Origin of the sequence: Nocardia otitidiscaviarum NBRC 14405 (assembly GCF_000308635.1) — a bacterium.
Classification (GTDB): Bacteria; Actinomycetota; Actinomycetes; order Mycobacteriales; family Mycobacteriaceae; genus Nocardia; species Nocardia otitidiscaviarum.
This window is the reverse complement of the sequence record NZ_BAGD01000281.1, coordinates 48,015-65,236: the sequence shown is the minus strand read 5'-3', so window position 1 is coordinate 65,236 and position 17,222 is coordinate 48,015. Positions and strand designations below refer to the sequence as shown.

Below are 17,222 nucleotides of genomic sequence, written 5' to 3'. Positions count from 1 at the left end.
GCCCCACGAATGCACAGCGAACACGCGGAGGTGATCGGCGGCGGCATCGGCGGACTGACCACCGCCGCCGCCCTGGCCCGCCGCGGCTGGACGGTACGACTGCACGAGCGTCAGCCCGAGATCCGTACCGTCGGTGCGGGAATCTACGTGTGGGACAACGGCTTGCACGCGCTGTCGGAGGTCGGCGCATTCACGGACGCGACGGCGGGCGCACACGTCGGACCCGCCATCGAGGCCCGCTCACACACCGACCGCACCCTCTATCGCATCGCCATCAACGGCCCCGGACAGCCGCGCTGCTACACGCTGCTGCGGGATCGGCTCATCGCGGCCCTGGTGCGGGCGGCCGAACGCGCGGGGGTGGAATTGTGCACCGGCTCCACCGCACTGGCCGCCCATCCGGACGGCACCGTCGAGTTCGCCGACGCACCCGGTGTCACAGCCGACCTCGTGGTGGTCGCGGACGGGGTGCACTCGTTCCTCCGAGACCGCCTCGGCATCGGCTACCGGCGCTTCCGCCTGCGGCAGGGGGCCGCGCGGCTCATGGTGCCCGCCTCCGACACCGCACTGTCCCACGCGGACCGGGCCAACCACCACGAGTACTTCCACGGGCGTCGCCGACTGCTCTACACACCGTGTACGGCGGATCAGGTCTATCTCGCCTTCGTCGCCGACCGTGACGACGCGGGAACCGTCGGAGCACGTATCGACACCGCCTCCTGGATGCGCGACTTTCCGACACTGGAACCGCTGCTCGCGGCCGCCGACGGACCGTTGATCCCCTGGGACAACTTCGAATTCGTCCGACTCGACAGCTGGTCGCGAGGACGGGTGGCACTCCTCGGCGATGCGGCGCACGCGCAGCCGCCGTATCTGGGCCAGGGCGGCGGCACCGCCATGGTCAATGCCGTCGCTCTCGCCGCCGCGGTCAGCCGCCCTTCCGGCGCACCGGCCGATGCGCTGCCCGACTGGGAGCGCGCGCAGCGACCGGATATCGAACGGACCCAACGCACCTCGTACCGCATGCGATTGCTCGACGCTATCCCGGACGCAGTACGCACACCACTGCTCGGCCTGGCCGGGCGCACCGCCGGTTTCACCGAATCCCAACTGGCCGCGACCCGTATGCGTCCGGCCAGCAGCGTGTCCGCGTAGCCGGATCAGCTTCCGACAGAAGGAGAACCACCATGATCACCACCATGACCGTCGACGGCGTCCAGATCGCCTTCGACGATCAGGGCCACGAGCCCGGCCCCGCCCTGGTCCTGCTCAACGGCTGGGGCCACGACCACCGCGCCTTCGACGGCATGGTGCCGTATCTGCGGGAGCGGCATCGGGTCATCCGCGTCTGCTGGCGCGGTCACGGACCCGACCGCACCCCCGTCGGCGATTTCGGGGTGGAGGAGATGACCTCCGACACCATCGGCCTGCTCGACGCACTGGAAGTCGAATCGTTCGTGCCGGTCTCGCACGCACACGGCGGCTGGGTGGCCCTCGACATGGCCGAGCGATTGGGTTCCGAACGTGTTCCCGCCGCCCTGCTGCTCGACCTGATCATGACGCCCGCACCGCCGGAATTCCTGGCGGCGCTGCGTGGAATCCAGGATCCGGCACAGTGGAAGGCCGGGCGAGACGCCCTGGTGCGATCCTGGCTGGCCGACACCACCAACCAGGCCGTCCTCGATCATGTGCGCTATCAGAGCGGCGGCCACGGCTTCGATATGTGGGCGCGCGCCGGGCGGGTCATCGAGAACGCCTACGCCACCTGGAGCTCCCCGATGGGCCGGATGGAGCGCCTCACCGACCCGCGCCCCATCCGGCACGTGTTCTCCCATCCCAAGTCCGCCGCGTACGACACGCTCCACGAGGAATTCCGCGGCCGCCACCCCTGGTTCAGCTATACCCGCCTCGACGGCGAGACCCATTTCCCCGGAATCGAATTGCCCGAGCAGGTCGCTGCGCAGGTATTCGACCTGGTGGCGACGATCCCGGCCCGCTGACCCGGGTCAGCGGGTGGTGTAGCCGCCGTTGGCGAAGATGGTCTGGCCGGTGATCCAACCGCCGTCGGTGACCAGGAATTCCACCAGGGGGGCGATGTCCTCGATGCGGGTGAGGCGGCCGCCCATGGCCTGGGACTTGTGGAACTCCACCCGCTCCGGAGTCTCCTGCGGATAGAAGAAGGGGGTGTCCATCGGCCCCGGGGCGACATTGTTGACCGAGATGCCGCGGGCAGCGAACTCTTTCGCCGCGGCGCGGGTGAAGTGCTCCACGGGGGATTTGGCACCGGCGTAGGTGGAGTAGCCGTCGGTGAAGGCGGCCAGGAGCGAGGTCACGACGGTGACGATCCGGCCGCCGTCCGCCAGACGCTTACCGGCTTCCTGGAGGAAGAAGTAGGCGGCCTTGGCGTTGATGTCGAACATCGAATCATATTCGGCCTCGGTGGTTTCCACGATCGGCTTACGCAGCACCTTGCCGACGGTGTTGACGGCGACATCCACGGTGCCGAAGGCATCGACGGCCGCGTCGAACAGCTGCCGCACATTCGCCGGAACGGTGAGGTCGGCCTGGAACTTCACCGCCTTGCGGCCGAGTGCCTCGATAGCGGCGACGGTCTTGTCGGCCTCGGCCTCGGTGCTCGCGCTGTTGTAGTGCACCAGTACGTTCGCGCCGCGTTCCGCCAGGGAGTTGCTGATCAGTCCGCCGAGGTTCTCCGCACCCGCGGCGACGACCGCCGACCTGCCTGCCAACGTGTTGCTCATAGGTAAGTCCTTCGTTCGGATTTCGGAGATCTTCCGGTACCGACGCTAGGAGTCGGACTGACAAATGAGAAACAGAATATTTGGGTGAACCTACAAATATTGCTTGTTAGCCACGTGTATGCGGGTTATCGCCCGTGGTCAGTAGATCGCGAATGGCCGAACGAGTGTGCGGGAGCCACACGGCCTGCACGGGAGCCAGCGGCGGATGCTCGATCTCGACAATCCACACCCGATCGCCGAGTGCCGAACCGGGCGGCGCGGTGACGAAGGCGACCGCATCCGGATAGTCGAGCACGGCCGTCGCCGGTGTCGTGCCCTGAATCCGATCGACCACCAGCGCGGGCTCGAAACCCGCACGGCGGCAGGTGCTCAGAATGAAGTCGGTGTAGAACGACGCACCCGGTGGAGCCCACACGACGATTCGTTCCGTGCGCAGCTCACCGAGGGTGACGGTACGGCGCCCGGCCAGCGGATGTCCGCTCGCGACGGCGATCCGCAGCGGGTGATACGCGATCACCGCCGAGGCCAGGGTGGCGGGCACGGTCGTACCCCGCCGCAGCGCCAGATCGACCCGGCCGTCCAGCACCGCCGCTTCGAGCTCCTTCGGAAACATCTGGATGGCCGTCACGGACAACTCCGGCATCCCCGCGCGCACCGGCTCCAGCACCCCGTGCACCTCCTCGCCGGTGATGGCCGGCGTATGCGCCACCACGAACGGCCGCTGCTGCGCCACCGCCGCATCCCGCACCTGCCGCGCCAAGACCTGCCCCGCCGCCAACAACACCGACGCGCCCGCCCGCAGCGCCTCCCCCGCCGCCGTCAGCCGCACCTGCCGACCCGACCGATCGAACAGCGACACCCCCAGCTGCCCTTCCAACTTGGCGACCGAACTGCTGAGTGCCTGCTGACTCACATGCAGACGCTCGGCGGCCCGACTGAAGCTGGCGACCTCCGCCACACACAGAAATTGCTGCAAACGCCGCGAATCCAGCGGCTCCCCGAGCGGCGACAACGCGGTATTCAGCATGCGCCGGATGCTACCGGCCGGTTCGCCGCTGCCCACCGCACCGACAGCGGTTCTCACCGTTCGTCGGACCGCGCTGACCGGATGCCCGCCCCATGGCCGTACCACCACGGGCTCCACGCCGTCCGACCCTCCGCGCGTTACGGTGGGGCGGCATGGACACCGTCATGATCGAACCGCCGCGGGCCGATGTGCGCGCGGAATCGGTGCACCGGTCGCGGATGCGGCCGGTCGTGGTCGCGGCGGTGGGTGTGCTGGTGTTACAGCTGGTGATTCGAGGGTGGGTCGCCGGGTCCGGGTACTTCTACTGGGACGATTTCATTCTGGTGAGCCGGGCGGCCGAGTATCCGGTGTGGTCGGCGGAGCTGCTGCTGCACGACCACGACGGGCATTTCATGCCGCTGGCCTTCGTCACCGCGTGGGTGGTGACGGCGGTGGCACCGTTGGGGTGGACTGCGGCAGCGGCCTCCATGGTGCTGCTGCAATTCGTCGCGTCGGTGGCCGTACTGCGCATGCTGCTGGTGCTGCTGGGCGCGCGGTGGGTGGCGCTGGTGCCGCTGGTGTTCTATGCGTTCTGCCCGTTGACGATTCCCGCCTTCGCGTGGTGGTCGGCGGCGCTCAACGCGCTGCCGTTGCAGGGCGCGCTGGCCTGGGTGATCGCCGATGCGGTGCTGCTGACGCGGACTCGGCGACGACGGTACGCGATTTCGGGGGTCGCGGTCTCGGCGGTGGCGCTGCTGTTCTTCGAGAAGGCGGCGATCGTGCCGTTCGCGGCCTTCGCCTTCGCGGTGCTGGTCCGGTACCTCGACGGGCGGGCAGCGCCGGTGCGCACGGTGGCGCGACGGGGTGCGGCGCTGTGGATCGGGTCCGGCGTGGTACTCACCTGCTGGTCACTGGCCTATCTCGCGGTGGTCGGGCTGCCCCGCGCCTCGGGCGGCAGTACCGAGACCCGGGAATTCCTCTCCGGGACAGCGGCATTGGAGGTCACGCCCGCACTGTTCGGCGGTCCGTGGCACTGGGAGCGCTGGCCTCCGGCGACACCGTGGGCGGATCCGCCGGACTGGGCGGTGGCGGCGGCGTGGTTCGCGCTGGCCGCCGGGGTGGCGGTGACCATCCGCGCCCGCCGGCGCGTGCTCGCGGTCTGGCTGGTGGTTGCCGCCTATATCCTGCTCGCACAGCTGCCGGTGGTGCTGGCGCGCGGCGGGCCGAATACCGCTGCGGCGGAACTGCTCCGGTCACTGCGCTATTTCGCCGACTCGACGGTGGTGCTGGCCGCGGCGCTCGCCCTGGTCCTGTCGGCGCACGCCCGCCGCAGCACCCGTGTGCGCCCCCGCGTCACCATCGCGGTGACGATGGTGTTCATCCTGAGCTGCCTGTGGTCCACCTACGCCTTCGTGCGCTGCTGGCAGCCCAACCCGGCGCGCACCTACATCGCGAATGCCGAGGCGGCACTGCGTGATTGGCGGCAGGAGCCACTGCTGGAACAAGAAGTGCCGTGGCAGGTGCTGAACCCGACGGTCTATCCGCAGAATCTGGTCAGCCGGGTGCTGTCCGCCGTCGCACCGGCGGACGCCTTCGCCACCTCCACGCCCCGGCTGCGGATGATCACCGACACCGGCGCGATCGTCGACGCCGCGGTCTGGTGGAACCGCAGCATCACTCCAGGACCCGACCGCGACTGCGGATACCGCGTCCAGGGCACCGCGCCCACCGTTCTCCCGCTCGACGGCCCCCTGCTCGATCACGAATGGACGGCCCAACTCAATTACCTCGCGAGCGGGGACGGCAGCATCACGGTCGCCCTGGAATACGGCGACTGGGTGACCGTTCCGATCCGGCGCGGGCTGAACACCGTCTATGTGCGTACGGTCGGCAGCGGCCGCGCGCTCCGGATCGGCGCGCTCACCCCGGGGCTCACGGTGTGCGTCGGCGTCGGGCCGGTCGGCGTCGCCTCCTGGGACAACTGAGTAGCGGGCCGACCGAGCCGACGATCGAGGTGCATCAGCAAACCCGGGCCAGCGGCCGGCACACTACCCAACCGGAGCCGTTGTCGCGGCCGACCTGAGTCCAGGTGGTGGTGGTGCCGCCGGAGCTGTTCGACGCCTCGGCCTGCTCGCCGAAGGAGGTCGGGAGGTGGTCACGCCGCGCCCGATCCCGCTCGGCCCGCGACCGGGGGTCGTCGAACGAGTGGTGGAACCCGCGCGGGTCGATGTGATCCCATCCGGTCGAATCGCCGAAGTCCTTGTCGGGCGCGGCGCTCGCGGCCCCGGTGCCCGTGATGAAGGCCGCGCCGGTCAGTGCGCAGGCGAGGGTGGCACCGGCCAGCAGTCGGCGGGCCCGGGTGGTCGGCATCGTGGTGCTGGACATCGAATTTGCTCCGTTCATACCGTTCGGTCGAATCGGCGGGCTGGGTAGTGGCCGATCGATCCGGTAGCTTCTTGCCGCTATTCAGTGGCGCGTTAACCAGTGTCACACCTAGGAGGGAACTCACCGTTCCCAGCACCGGGAAGATCTCCGCCAGCCCACCGACGCCCTTTCACCAGGCGAGATCCGCCGGATACAGCCCTTTCTCGGCAATCCGAAGAGCGACCAACAGTCCCGAGATGCAACCTTCCAGCTCTGAGAACACGCCATTCAATGTACCGCTAATCAACGGTACATTGAATGCATTGAGGAGTTCCGACCCCTTCGGTGCGATGGCACGGAAGGCATCCGATGAACGGAGACGGGTATGCGCACTGCGAGACAGCGTGGCCGCACACCGACACTGCTGGCCACCACGGCGATCGCGGCCTCATTGAGCCTGATCCCCGCCGGTGTCACGGCCGGGTTCGCCGGTGGCGTATTCACCGCCGCGACGGCGACGGCCGCCCCGGGTGCCGACGGCTCCGCGGGTGACAGCGACACCGGCGGCGGGTTCGACGGCGGCGGGTTCGACGGCGGCGGGTTCGACGGCGGCGGGTTCGACGGCGGCGGGTTCGATACCGACAACTGGTCGGACCCCTCGCGGACCCCCGGCGATTCACCGGGCGGCGGCACACCCGGTATGGGCGGCTGGGACGGGGGCGGACCGGGCTTCGGCGGCGACACCGACGATGACCACGGATTCGGCGGCCCGGGCATGGACGGCCCCGGCATCGGAGGCGGAATCCCCGACGCCCCGGGGTTCGACGGCGGCCGTGGCGACGGGCCCGCGTGGCAGCGGGATGACCACGACTCGGATGGCGGTATCGGTCACGGCACCGGCGGCCCCGGTCACGGCGACGGGGGCGGGCTCGACCTGCCGAACTTCCCGGTGCGGCCCGACATCCCGGCGCAGCCCGCCGTCCCGGTACAACCCGGCGGACCGTCGCAGCCCACGGAACCGCCCCACCCCGTGGAACCATCGGAGCCCGCGGCACCCCCGCGAACCGACCAACCGCCGCAGCACGGGATTCCCGGCGGACCGCTGTTCCCCTGGGACCCGGCCTTCCCCGGCGGGCCGTGGTTCCCCTGGCTTCCCCCGCACCCCGGCTTCCCCGGCGGACCGATCGACGACGGCGGGGATCACGACGACGATGACGATCACGATCCGGGCGGTAACAGCCTCGGCTGCACCGACTTTCCGCCAGCGCCGCAACCGCGGCCCACCTGGTGCGACCCCCAGCACATCCAGGTCCCGCAGCTGCTGGTCCGGCCCGGAACCGTTCACACACCGTGGGGCCAGGTCGAGGTCCCCATCGTGGAGTTCAGCGCTGCGGTGTCCCACCTCGGCGCGACAGCACCGGCGGAGCGGCCCGGACTCACGAATCGTTGACCACCTCGGTGAATTCGCAGGCGTCGCGGCGTTCGGGACGGTAGCGCATCATCACGACGGCACTGTCGAAGGTGGTCACGTCCGTCAACCGGAGCCGCGAGGTGTCGACCGACGACGGAAACAGCGGTATGCCGCGACCGAGCAGGATCGGGTGTACGAACAGCCGATACTCGTCGATCAGATCGTTGGCGATACAGGTCGACGCCGTCTCGACGCCGCCGAACAGGATCACGGTGCCACCGGGACCGGACCGCAGCGCGGCGATTTCGTCGACCGCCCGGCGACCGATCACCCGAGTGTTCCACCCGGGTGCACGCAACGTACGGGACAGCACGATCTTCGGCTTGTCCTTCCAGACCCGGGCGAAGTCGGCATAGAACGGCGAGATCGCGTGGTCGGAATCGGCCGTCGGCCACAACGCGGCCATGATCTCGAAGGTTTCGCGGCCGTAGAGAAAGGCGTCGGCGGCGCGGAACTCGTCCAGGAACGGTGCGCACAGTTCCTCGTCCACCACCGGCCAGTGCACTTCGCGGCCCGCGCCCTCGGCGAAACCGTCGAGGGACATCTGCATCCAGAGCGCCACGCTTGCCATCACGCACCTACCTGTGAATCCGAGCCGAAGGGACACTGAAGTCTTCGGTCATCGCGGTGCGCGGCGCATCGGTATTCCCGCGGCGGCTACTTAAGTAGCCGAGTTCGTGCCCGGAGTCCCGCGCCGCCGTGGTGAGCGGTGCGCCGGACCGTTTATCGGCGCACCCGCCGGGTAGCCCGACCACTGTGTCGAAGGTATCGGCAGACGAAGATCCGGTCCCGTCACGCCGGGCGGGCGCCGGGAGAAGGAGGTTGCTATGAGTACCGTCACCGCTTCGACCGAGGTCAATGTGCCGATCCGGACGGCCTACAACCAGTGGACGCAGTTCGAATCGTTTCCCCGCTTCATGGAGGGGGTGGAGCGCATCGATCAGCTCGACGACACCCATACGCACTGGAAGGTGAAATTCGGTCCGGTGGAACGCGAATTCGACGCCACCATCACCGAACAGCATCCGGAGGAGCGGGTGTCCTGGCACTCCGACAGCGGGCCGGAGCACGCGGGTGTGGTGACCTTCCACCGCATCGACGACACCACCACCCGGGTGATCACGCAGATGGATATCGATCCGGAGGGATTCGTGGAGAACGTCGGCGACAAGCTCGGCGTCCTCGACCTGCGGGTGAAGGGCGATCTGAAGCGTTTCAAGCAGTTCATCGAGGAGCAGGGGCACGAGACCGGGGCCTGGCGCGGGGACGTGCCGCGACCGGGAAGCTGACCCGGTACGGGCTCAGCGCGCCATGCCGATGAGCTTGTCGGGATTGCCGATGGTGTAGATGCATCGGATGCGCTCGGTCTCGGGATCGATGTCGAGCACGCCGACGCCGTAGGGCTCGCCCCGGCGGAAACAGACGACGGCAGGCTCACCGTTGATGTGGCCGAGCCGAAGGTCGAGATCGACCATGGTGCTCCGGACGCCGGGACCGGTGAGCAGGCGGGCGACCTTGGCCGCACCCTCGATGGGACGCAGTGCGGTCCGGATACGTCCGCCGCCGTCGGAATGGAAGATGACGTCGGGCGCGAGCAAGTCCATCAGAGCCGACAGATCACTGCCCCGCTGCGCGTCGAGGAACCGCTCGGTGACCCGCCGCTGCACCACCGGGTCGGCACGGAAGCGGGGTCGGCGCGCCTGTACGTGCGACCGGGCGCGGTGCGCGAGCTGCCGCACGGCGGCCGCCTCACGGCCGATCATGGGGGCGATCTCGGCGTGCCGGTACCCGAAGACCTCGTTCAGCACGAAGACCGCCCGCTCCAACGGGGTCAGGGTCTGTAGCACCACCAGCATGGCCATGGACACCGCCTCGGTGCGCAGCGCGGCATCGGCGGTATCGGCGTCGTCGGTGAGCAGCGGTTCGGGAAGCCATGGGCCGATATAGGTTTCGCGGCGACGAGCGATGTCCGACTGGCGTGCCAGGGCGGCATTGACCGCGATGCGCACCAGATACGCGCGCGGGTTGGCGATCTCGTCCGTGCCGCGTCGCCGCCGCGACATCCAGGACAGCCAGGTCTCCTGCAACACGTCCTCGGTATCGGCGATACTGCCCAGCAGGTTGTAGACCAGGGCGAACAGCAGATCGCGATGTTCGGCGAAAGTCTCGGTCGCGGTGTCCGCGGCGGCGTCGGTCACGTCTCCTCCTCTGACGGTGTCGAGCTTAGGAGGGCCCCCGCACCGCGAAATGTGACATGGCGACCGCATGTGATCCGCATCGCACGCCGTCACATTCACCGCTCCCGCCCGTCTCTCATACGCACCACCGCATTGCCGCGGTCGACGGGAGGAGACAGAGGTGCTGGAGAGAACGACGAGCCTGTGCGCACGCCATCGGCGGGCGGTACTGGTCGTGGCCACGATCGCCGTGTTACTGGCGGGCATCGCGGCCGCGACCCTGTTCGACCGTTTGAAAGGCGGCGGATTCGATGATCCGGGAGCGGAATCCCGCGCCGCCGCCGACATCCTGAGCGAGCAGTTCGGCCAGGGTGAACCGAATCTGGTGCTGCTGGTGCGGACGCCGGGTTCGGTCGACGATCCGGCCGCCACCGCCGCCGCCACGGCGCTCACCGCGCGCCTCGGCGCGGAACCCGACGTCACCGGGGTGACGTCCTATTGGACCGCGGGCAGGGCTCCGGTATTGCGCGGCTCCGGCGGCGACCGTGCGCTGGTGATCGCGACCATCCTCGGCGACCCGGACCATATCGACGAGCGGATCGCCGATATCGCCCCGCGCTACGCCGGTGCCCACGACGGACTCGAGGTGCGGGTCGGCGGCTACGCCATGTTGCAGCGGGAGATGTTCGAGCAGAGCGAGCGTGACGCCATCGCGGGCGAATCCATCGCCTTCCCGATCACGCTCGTCGCCCTGTTGTTCGTGTTCGGCAGTGTGGTGGCGGCACTGCTGCCCCTGCTGGTCGCGATGGTCACGGTGCTGCTCACCATGGGCGCGATCTGGCTGCTCGCCGGGGCGATGGACCTGTCGGCGCTGTCGATGAACGTGGTGACGCTACTGGGACTGGGCCTGGCCATCGATTACAGCCTGCTGATCGTGAGTCGTTTCCGCGAGGAACTCACGGCCGGGGACGAGCCGGGTCCGGCCTTGGCGACGACCATGCGGTCGGCGGGACGGACTGTCGCGTTCTCCGCGGTCACCGTGGCGGTGGCGCTGTCAGGGCTGCTGTTCTTCCCGTTGCAGGCGGTGCGGTCGGTGGGTATCGCCGGTATCGCGGTGGCGTTGATCGCGGCGCTCAGTTCGCTGACCGTTCTGCCCGCCCTGCTGGCGGTACTGGGACGGCGGGTGGACAAGTGGCGAATCCGCACGGCCGACAACGAGTCCCGGGCCGTGCACGAGGGCCGCTGGCATCGGCTCGCCATCTTCGTCATGCGGCGGCCCGGTACGGTCGCGGTATCGGTGATCGCGCTGCTGCTCGCGGTCGGTTCGCCGTTCCTGGGGTTGAAGCTGGGCTTCCCGGACGAGCGGTCCATGCCCGCATCCTCCAGCGCCCGGCAGGTCGCCGAAACCGTGCGCGCCGACTTCGACACCAGTGAGCAGAATGCCCTGACCGTCGTATTGCCCCGGCTCGACGCCGATCCGGGCGCATATGCCGCGCGTCTCTCGGAACTGCCGCATGTGCAGCGGATCGATACCGTCACCGGCGGCTACGCCGATGGCGCACAGGTGGTTTCGCCGACCGCCGCGCACACGCGATACGGCGCGGACGGCGGCGCCTTCCTCACCGTGGTGCCCGACACCGACGATGCCGGGACGCTGGAGGCGCTGGTCTCCGATATCCGCGCGGTCGACGCTCCCGGCGAGGCGCTGGTGGGCGGGGTGGCGGCGGTCAGCCTGGATGCGACCGACGCTCTCGTGCAACGGCTTCCGCTCGCGCTCACGGTGGTGGTCGCCGCCATGGTGGTGCTGCTGTTCCTGCTCACCGGCAGCGTCTTCCTGCCGGTGGTGGCGGTGCTGCTGAGCTGCCTGAGCCTCACCGCGACCTTCGGCTCACTGGTCTGGATCTTCCAGGACGGCCATCTGTCCGAACTGCTCGGGTTCACCGTCACCGGCACCCTCACCGCCACCGTCCCGATCATGCTGTTCGGGGTGGCGTTCGGCCTGGCCATGGACTACCAGGTGTTCCTGCTCGCCCGCATCCGCGAGGAGTACGAACGCACCGGCGATCCGACCGCGGCCGTGGCCAGCGGCTTGGAGCGCATCGGCCGCATCGTCACCGCCGCCGCGGTGCTCATCTCCGTGGTGTTCCTCGGCTTCCTGGTCTCCGACATCACCTTCATGAAGGCGTTCGGCATCGGGCTGCCGCTCGCGGTGCTCGCGGACGCCACCCTCATCCGGGGGTTCCTGCTGCCCGCGGCCATGCGGTTGGGCGGCCGGTGGACCTGGTGGGCGCCAGCGCCGCTGCGACATCTGCACGCCCGCTTCGGTATTCGGGAGGGTGAGAGCGTCGATACCGGGGAGCGGGTGACCGTGTAGCGCACGCGCCGGTGTCCGCGCTTCCGGCCGCTGCGGGTGCGCCCGGTCGGAAACGCCGACGCCGCGTCGACTTCGCATTGAAAACGATGTTCAGTAGTATCGCCGCGTGACGATCAGCGCGCAGCAGCGGACCGGCAAACCGGGAACCGGAACGTCCACCGACGATCCGGCCGCCGCCGAAGCCGTATTCCTGGACGCGACCATGCGCCTGCTCGCACCGCTGGGCGTCACGACCGGCGACGTGGTCGCCGACGTGGGTCCCGGAGCCGGAACCGCCGCCGTCGCACTGGCCCACGCCGTCGGCCCGCGCGGTCGCGTCTACGCCGTCGACCTGGATCCGGCCATGCTCGAGGCAACCATGGCCGCGGCCCACGACGCCGGTGTGGGCGATCGGATCCGGCCGGTCCTGCACGATCTGGAGGACGGTGCACCGCCGCTGCCCGAAGCCGTCGACGCGGTGTGGTCGTCATGGTGCGTACACCACGCCCGCGACTGGGATGCCGCCACCCGGGCCCTGGTCGGCCTGCTGCGGCCGGGCGGCGTGCTGTGCCTGGCGGAGGGCGGGCTGCCCACCCGATGCCTGCCCTGGGACACCGGCATCGGCCGCCCCGGACTGGAGATCCGGTTGGACGAGGCCCACGATCGGCATTTCACCCAGTGGTTCTTCGGCCGGGCGGGCGCGAAACGCCCCGGGCGGGGCTGGGCCGACATCCTCGCCCGGGCCGGGCTCACCGATGTCACCGCCTTCACCGAACTGGTCGACATTCCCGCACCGCTGCCCGCCGAGGTGCGCGGGGTGGTGCTGGCCGAACTGGCGGCGCGCGTCGGCCGGGCCGGACCGTTCCTGACCGCCGACGACGCCGCCGCGTGGCAGCGGCTGCTCGATCCGGACGACGCCGCCTGGCTCGGGCACCGCCACGACCTGGTCCTGCTCACCGCCCGCACCGGCTGGCGGGGGCGCAGGCCCGAGGCGTAGTCAGCTCGCCATCTCCTCGCAGCGCCGCACCACCTCGAGCACCCGGTCGATCTCCTCCGGCGTGTTGTAGACGTGCGCGCTCACCCGCACCGCATGATCGTCGGAATCCCGGCCGGCCTGGCAGTGGCCGTCGGCGCGCACCATGATGCCCTCGTCGGCGAGGACGAAACCGAGATCGTCGGACCGGACCCGCGCGTGCCGGAAGGTCACGATGCCCTCCCGGCGCTGCACCGGGGAATCCGCGCCGAGGCTGTCCTGACAGCCCAGCACCCGCACCCCAGGAAACCGGGCGAGGCCGTCGGTGAGGCGGGCGGCGAGGGCGGTGTTCCAGGCCCCGATCTCGGCCAGCCCGGCCGCGTCGAGCCAGTCGAGGGCGGCCGCCAGACTCACGATGCCGGTCGTATTCGGCGTGCCCGCCCAGCCTCGCAGGGCGAAGCGGGGGCCGCGCCGATTGCGCGCCCACACCGCGCCGACACCGGGCAGCGCCAGCGCCTTGTGCCCGGAGAACACGACGAAGTCGACATCGAGATCGGCCACCGACACCGGCCGATGTCCCACGCTCTGCGCGGCGTCCAGGCAGATCGGCACGTCCGGTCCGACCGCGGCGCGCACCCGGTGCACATTCAGGTCGACACCGAATACGTGGTGCACATGGGTGACGGCGACGAAGCGGGTCCGGTCGGTCACGAGGGACGGCAGTGCCCGGTGGTCGTAGTCCCCGGACGCGGGGTCCACCGGCATCGGCCGCACGGTGACACGAATGCCACTGCGCGACAGGCTGTCTCGCAGGTCGAGCCAGGGCCGCAGATTGGCTTCGTGATCACCGAACGGGGCGATGATCTCGTCACCGTCGGTGAGCGACTCCGCCAGCCAGTCCCGCGCCACCGCCCGCAGCCCGTCGCTGGTGCCGCCGACGAACTCGACCGTCGATTCGGAGCCGTTGTCGCCCAGCACCTGTCGGATACGCTCGCGGGCGGCGTCGATGCGTCGGCCGGTGGCGGTGCCCCACGGGTAGGAGCCGCGCCCGGCATTGGCGTTGCCGGTGGTGAGGTACGCGGTGACGGCGTCGAGCACCGCCGTCGGCTTCTGCGTGGTGGCCGCGCTGTCCAGATAAGCCAGTCCCGGATTGTTCGCGATGATCGGGAACTGCGCCCGCAATCCCCGCTGCCAGTCCGCCAGGCGGTGCAGGACCTCGGCCGGATTCGTCATGGTGGTCATGGCATCAGTCCCGGACCAGCGGTGCGCCCGCGTCGCGCCAGGCCACGATGCCGCCGCGCAGACTGCGCGCGTCCCGATGCCCCATTCTCGTCAGCAGCGCCGCGTAGCGGACGGACTTCTCGCCGACCGGGCACACCAGCAGCACCGGGCGCGCCGAGCCGAACGGCAGGCCGCCGCGCAGCAGGTCGTCGAACAGTTCGTCCACCATATTGATCGAGTTCTCGATATGCAGTGCGGTGTAGGCGAATCCGCCGCGCAGGTCCACCACCAGCGGGCGTTCCCGCTCGATCCACTCGCGCGCCTCGGGCACATCCACCTGGACGGCGGCGGCGATCTCGGCGTCGGTCAGCGTATCCACCGAATTGGGGCGCGGCGGCTGCTTGAACAGGTCGGGACGGCGCTTGCGCAGATAGCTCATATAGCTCTCCACCCGATCGCACACGATGAACACCGCGGTGCGCCGCTCGGTGAGCGTGGCGTCCAGAGCCGAAAGATGGCGCAGGGCGCCGAAGTACGCCGCACCGGCGGTGGGGCCACCCAGGATGCCGCAGCGACGGTTGAGGGTGAGCATGCCGTCGATGGCCTCGGCGGCGCTCACCGCGTCGAGGGTGTCGTAGTTCTCCGGGTCGAACAGCCCGACCTCGTTGACCTCGTCGATATTTCGGATACCGGGGATGAAATCGCTTTTGGCCGCGACCAATCCGACCACCGATACGGCCGGATCGTGTTCCCGCAACACACCCGCCACCCCCGATGACGACCCGGCCGTGCCGACGCAGGCGATGAAGACGTCCGGGGCGCGGCCGTCGAGATCCTTGATGATCTCGGTGGCGGTGCCGACCCGGTGCGCATCCAGATTGCGCGGATTGAAGTACTGATCGGTGTGCAGATAGCCGTTGCCCTCCTCAGTGAGCATCCGGTACATGCGGGTCAGCGGATCCTCGGTATCGGTCGGGTCCAGGCATTCGGTCTGGCCGGGCAGCTCCTCGATCTGCGCGCCGAGCAACAGCAGCAGATCCTTGATCTCGGGCACCCGCATGCGGTTGGTCACGCTCTTGAACGGCAGGCCGTGCATGGCGGCGATGACCGCGAGGGCCTTGGCGGTATTGCCGCTGGACAGTTCCACGATGGCGTCGCCGCGCTCGATGGCCGCGGGCAGGTCCTCTCGCACCATGTTCCAGGCCGGGCGGTCCTTCACGGAGCCGAACGGATTGAGCATCTCCAGCTTGGCGTACAGGTCGATATGGCGCAGCCCGTGCACGGTCGGCTCGATCCGGACCAGCGGCGTATCCCCGATGGCGTCGAGAATGCTGTCGTACTTCATGAGCGGTTCCCTTTCACCGGCCAGTACTGTTCGTCCAGGCACCACGACCATCCACCCGCGGCGCGATGGACCGCGACCGTGCGGGCGATGGGTTGCATCAGCGCGTGATCCGCGGCGAAATCCATGAAGTAGCCGGCCGTGTTCACGAAGGCCAGCAGATCTCCTGGCTCCGGCGGGCGGGGCAGCGTGACCTGACGGCGGGTGATCAGGTCGTCCTCGAGACACAGATTCCCCGCCAGGTACACACCGGTCGGCGTGCCCGGGCGCGATGGCAGCAGCACCGGATCCATCAGCACCGCATGCTCTTCCGCGCTGATATCGCGCGAATTGGCCGCCAGCCGGACCAGCGGGTCGCCGCTGTGGGTGGTGCGCACCTCGGCGATCCGGGCCAGGGTGAGGCCGCACTGGTCGGCCAGTGCGCGTCCGGGCTCGGTGTACAGGTCGTAGAGGTTTTCCAGCAGCAGCGTGGCGAACGACCGCTCCAGGCTGACGGATTCGCGATCGAGCAGCTCGTCCAGGTAGCGCGCTCCGGCCGTGTCGCGGTAGGCCGGATACACGCCCAGCGCGCCGCGCAGGGTTCCGGCCTCGGCGCGCAGGCCGTAGCCGTGGTTCTGCCAGGTCATGGGCGGGCGCAGGCCGAGGACCGCGGTGCCGAGTTCGGTGGTGTAGCGCTCCCATTCGCCGCGGTCGGCCAGATAGTTGACGCCGAAGCCACCGCCGATGTCGATCGCGGTGGGGGCGAAGCCGCGTCCCAGGGCCTCGTGCATGGCCAGCAGGCAGCCTTCGAGGGCGAGCGCCTTCTCCTCGATGCCGGTGGTGTCGAGGTGGTAGGAGACGCCGAGCAGGCGCAGCACGGCCCGGTGCTCGTCGAGAGTGTCCAGCACGTCGGCGAGTTCGCGGGCGTGCACCCCGAATCGGCTGGGGCGGCTGAGAATCGGCACCCCCGGCGAATCGAAGGCCGAGAGCCGGATCATCACCCGCACCGGCGGTAGGCCGAAGCGGGTGGCGATGGCGGCCAGCTCCCGCAGCTCCGCGCGGGAGTCGGCGTTCACCACCGCCCCCACCCGGGCTGCGAGCCACAGGAATTCGGTGTCCTTGGGGCCGGTCGCCATGATCCGGTCCCCGCTGAACCCGGCCGCCAGCACATGCCGCAGTTCACCGAGTGAGGCGACGTCCACCCCGCACTCCCCCGCCGCCAGCTCGCGGATCAGCGCGCTGGACCGGTTGGCCTTGTGCGCGAAGTACACCTCTCCGCTCAGCCGCCGCCGATCGTACACCGCGCGATACTCCGCCACGTTGGCCGTGATCTGTTCGGGTACAACAATATTCAGCGGCGAACCGAGCGCGTCCACCATGGCGGACAGTCGCTCCGGTACCGCGAGGACATCCCTGATCAGCCCGCTCATCAGCGGCGTCAGAACCAGCTCCGGCTTCACCTATACAACCCCGTCCGAGTTCCGGCACCGCACCTGGCGCAAACCACCGTCTTGCTTGTAAATCCAGGGTAGCGACCAGTATGAACCGAGCGGGTTCCCTCATCCTGAGGGGCAGCG

Annotated in this window: 15 protein-coding genes; 7 read left to right on the top strand and 8 right to left on the bottom strand. The window is 69.4% G+C overall.

The window, feature by feature from the left end:
- Positions 1–9: 9 nt before the first annotated feature.
- The gene (locus ON31_RS33550; protein ID WP_039819234.1) at positions 10–1,155 is read left to right on the top strand and encodes an FAD-dependent oxidoreductase; all 1,146 of its coding nucleotides are present in this window, start codon (positions 10–12) and stop codon (positions 1,153–1,155) included.
- 35 nt (positions 1,156–1,190) lie between these two features.
- The gene (locus tag ON31_RS33545; RefSeq protein WP_039819392.1) at positions 1,191–2,000 is read left to right on the top strand and encodes an alpha/beta fold hydrolase; all 810 of its coding nucleotides are present in this window, start codon (positions 1,191–1,193) and stop codon (positions 1,998–2,000) included.
- A gap of 6 nt (positions 2,001–2,006) precedes the next feature.
- On the opposite strand, the gene ON31_RS33540 is transcribed toward ON31_RS33545, so the two are convergent.
- Entirely contained in the window at positions 2,007–2,759 is a 753-nt protein-coding gene (locus ON31_RS33540; RefSeq protein WP_039819233.1) for an SDR family oxidoreductase, read from the bottom strand.
- A 106-nt stretch (positions 2,760–2,865) separates the two neighbouring features.
- Positions 2,866–3,786: a LysR family transcriptional regulator gene (locus tag ON31_RS33535; protein WP_039819391.1), complete on the bottom strand. Its 921-nt coding sequence runs from the start codon at positions 3,784–3,786 to the stop codon at positions 2,866–2,868.
- A gap of 152 nt (positions 3,787–3,938) precedes the next feature.
- On the opposite strand from ON31_RS33535, the gene ON31_RS33530 reads away from it, so the two are divergent.
- Positions 3,939–5,750, top strand: coding sequence for a hypothetical protein (locus tag ON31_RS33530; protein ID WP_051038261.1), 1,812 nt, complete (start codon positions 3,939–3,941; stop codon positions 5,748–5,750).
- A gap of 34 nt (positions 5,751–5,784) precedes the next feature.
- On the opposite strand, the gene ON31_RS33525 is transcribed toward ON31_RS33530, so the two are convergent.
- Entirely contained in the window at positions 5,785–6,150 is a 366-nt protein-coding gene (locus ON31_RS33525; RefSeq protein ID WP_029931897.1) for a hypothetical protein, read from the bottom strand.
- A 364-nt stretch (positions 6,151–6,514) separates the two neighbouring features.
- On the opposite strand from ON31_RS33525, the gene ON31_RS33520 reads away from it, so the two are divergent.
- Positions 6,515–7,579, top strand: a complete 1,065-nt coding sequence (locus ON31_RS33520; protein ID WP_039819231.1) for a hypothetical protein — start codon at positions 6,515–6,517, stop codon at positions 7,577–7,579.
- Here the strand turns inward: ON31_RS33520 and ON31_RS33515 are convergent.
- Positions 7,566–8,171 carry a dihydrofolate reductase family protein gene (locus ON31_RS33515; protein WP_063821611.1) on the bottom strand — a complete coding sequence of 202 codons (606 nt, stop codon included), beginning with the start codon at positions 8,169–8,171 and terminating at the stop codon, positions 7,566–7,568. The genes ON31_RS33520 and ON31_RS33515 overlap by 14 nt on opposite strands.
- 256 nt (positions 8,172–8,427) lie before the next feature.
- On the opposite strand from ON31_RS33515, the gene ON31_RS33510 reads away from it, so the two are divergent.
- A complete protein-coding gene (locus ON31_RS33510; protein WP_029931894.1) occupies positions 8,428–8,889 on the top strand; it encodes an SRPBCC family protein in 462 nt (153 codons plus the stop codon).
- Positions 8,890–8,901: 12 nt separating this feature from the next.
- On the opposite strand, the gene sigJ is transcribed toward ON31_RS33510, so the two are convergent.
- On the bottom strand, positions 8,902–9,798 hold the full coding sequence (sigJ, locus tag ON31_RS33505; RefSeq protein ID WP_039819230.1) for an RNA polymerase sigma factor SigJ: 897 nt from the start codon (positions 9,796–9,798) through the stop codon (positions 8,902–8,904).
- 160 nt (positions 9,799–9,958) lie between these two features.
- Here sigJ and ON31_RS33500 point away from each other — a divergent pair, with 160 nt between their 5' ends.
- Both ON31_RS33500 and ON31_RS33495 read left to right on the top strand, forming a co-directional pair.
- The gene (locus ON31_RS33500; protein WP_063821610.1) at positions 9,959–12,151 is read left to right on the top strand and encodes an MMPL family transporter; all 2,193 of its coding nucleotides are present in this window, start codon (positions 9,959–9,961) and stop codon (positions 12,149–12,151) included.
- A gap of 106 nt (positions 12,152–12,257) precedes the next feature.
- Positions 12,258–13,127 (top strand): class I SAM-dependent methyltransferase, encoded by an 870-nt coding sequence (locus ON31_RS33495; protein ID WP_051038260.1) that lies wholly within the window; start codon positions 12,258–12,260, stop codon positions 13,125–13,127.
- Here the strand turns inward: ON31_RS33495 and ON31_RS33490 are convergent, their stop codons facing one another.
- From ON31_RS33490 to ON31_RS33480, 3 genes are read right to left on the bottom strand one after another with little or no spacing between them, the layout of a single operon-like run.
- Positions 13,128–14,345, bottom strand: a complete 1,218-nt coding sequence (locus tag ON31_RS33490) for an aminotransferase class V-fold PLP-dependent enzyme (protein ID WP_039819229.1) — start codon at positions 14,343–14,345, stop codon at positions 13,128–13,130. It abuts the gene before it with no gap.
- Positions 14,346–14,349: 4 nt separating this feature from the next.
- Complete coding sequence (locus tag ON31_RS33485; protein ID WP_039819228.1) at positions 14,350–15,669, bottom strand: pyridoxal-phosphate dependent enzyme; 1,320 nt, start codon at positions 15,667–15,669, stop codon at positions 14,350–14,352.
- Positions 15,666–17,105 (bottom strand): type III PLP-dependent enzyme domain-containing protein, encoded by a 1,440-nt coding sequence (locus ON31_RS33480; RefSeq protein ID WP_218007426.1) that lies wholly within the window; start codon positions 17,103–17,105, stop codon positions 15,666–15,668. The genes ON31_RS33485 and ON31_RS33480 overlap by 4 nt, the downstream gene beginning before the upstream one ends.
- Positions 17,106–17,222: the final 117 nt, after the last annotated feature.

Excerpts from the sequence above, each read along its gene's own strand:
- ON31_RS33530 (WP_051038261.1), top strand. The coding sequence starts at position 3,939 with ATGGACACCGTCATGATCGAACCGCCGCGGGCCGATGTGCGCGCGGAA.
- ON31_RS33520 (WP_039819231.1), top strand. The coding sequence starts at position 6,515 with ATGCGCACTGCGAGACAGCGTGGCCGCACACCGACACTGCTGGCCACC.
- ON31_RS33535 (WP_039819391.1), bottom strand. The coding sequence starts at position 3,786 with ATGCTGAATACCGCGTTGTCGCCGCTCGGGGAGCCGCTGGATTCGCGG.
- ON31_RS33485 (WP_039819228.1), bottom strand. The coding sequence starts at position 15,669 with ATGAAGTACGACAGCATTCTCGACGCCATCGGGGATACGCCGCTGGTC.
- ON31_RS33510 (WP_029931894.1), top strand. The coding sequence starts at position 8,428 with ATGAGTACCGTCACCGCTTCGACCGAGGTCAATGTGCCGATCCGGACG.
- ON31_RS33540 (WP_039819233.1), bottom strand. The coding sequence starts at position 2,759 with ATGAGCAACACGTTGGCAGGCAGGTCGGCGGTCGTCGCCGCGGGTGCG.
- ON31_RS33515 (WP_063821611.1), bottom strand. The coding sequence starts at position 8,171 with ATGGCAAGCGTGGCGCTCTGGATGCAGATGTCCCTCGACGGTTTCGCC.
- ON31_RS33490 (WP_039819229.1), bottom strand. The coding sequence starts at position 14,345 with ATGACCACCATGACGAATCCGGCCGAGGTCCTGCACCGCCTGGCGGAC.
- ON31_RS33550 (WP_039819234.1), top strand. The coding sequence starts at position 10 with ATGCACAGCGAACACGCGGAGGTGATCGGCGGCGGCATCGGCGGACTG.
- ON31_RS33525 (WP_029931897.1), bottom strand. The coding sequence starts at position 6,150 with ATGTCCAGCACCACGATGCCGACCACCCGGGCCCGCCGACTGCTGGCC.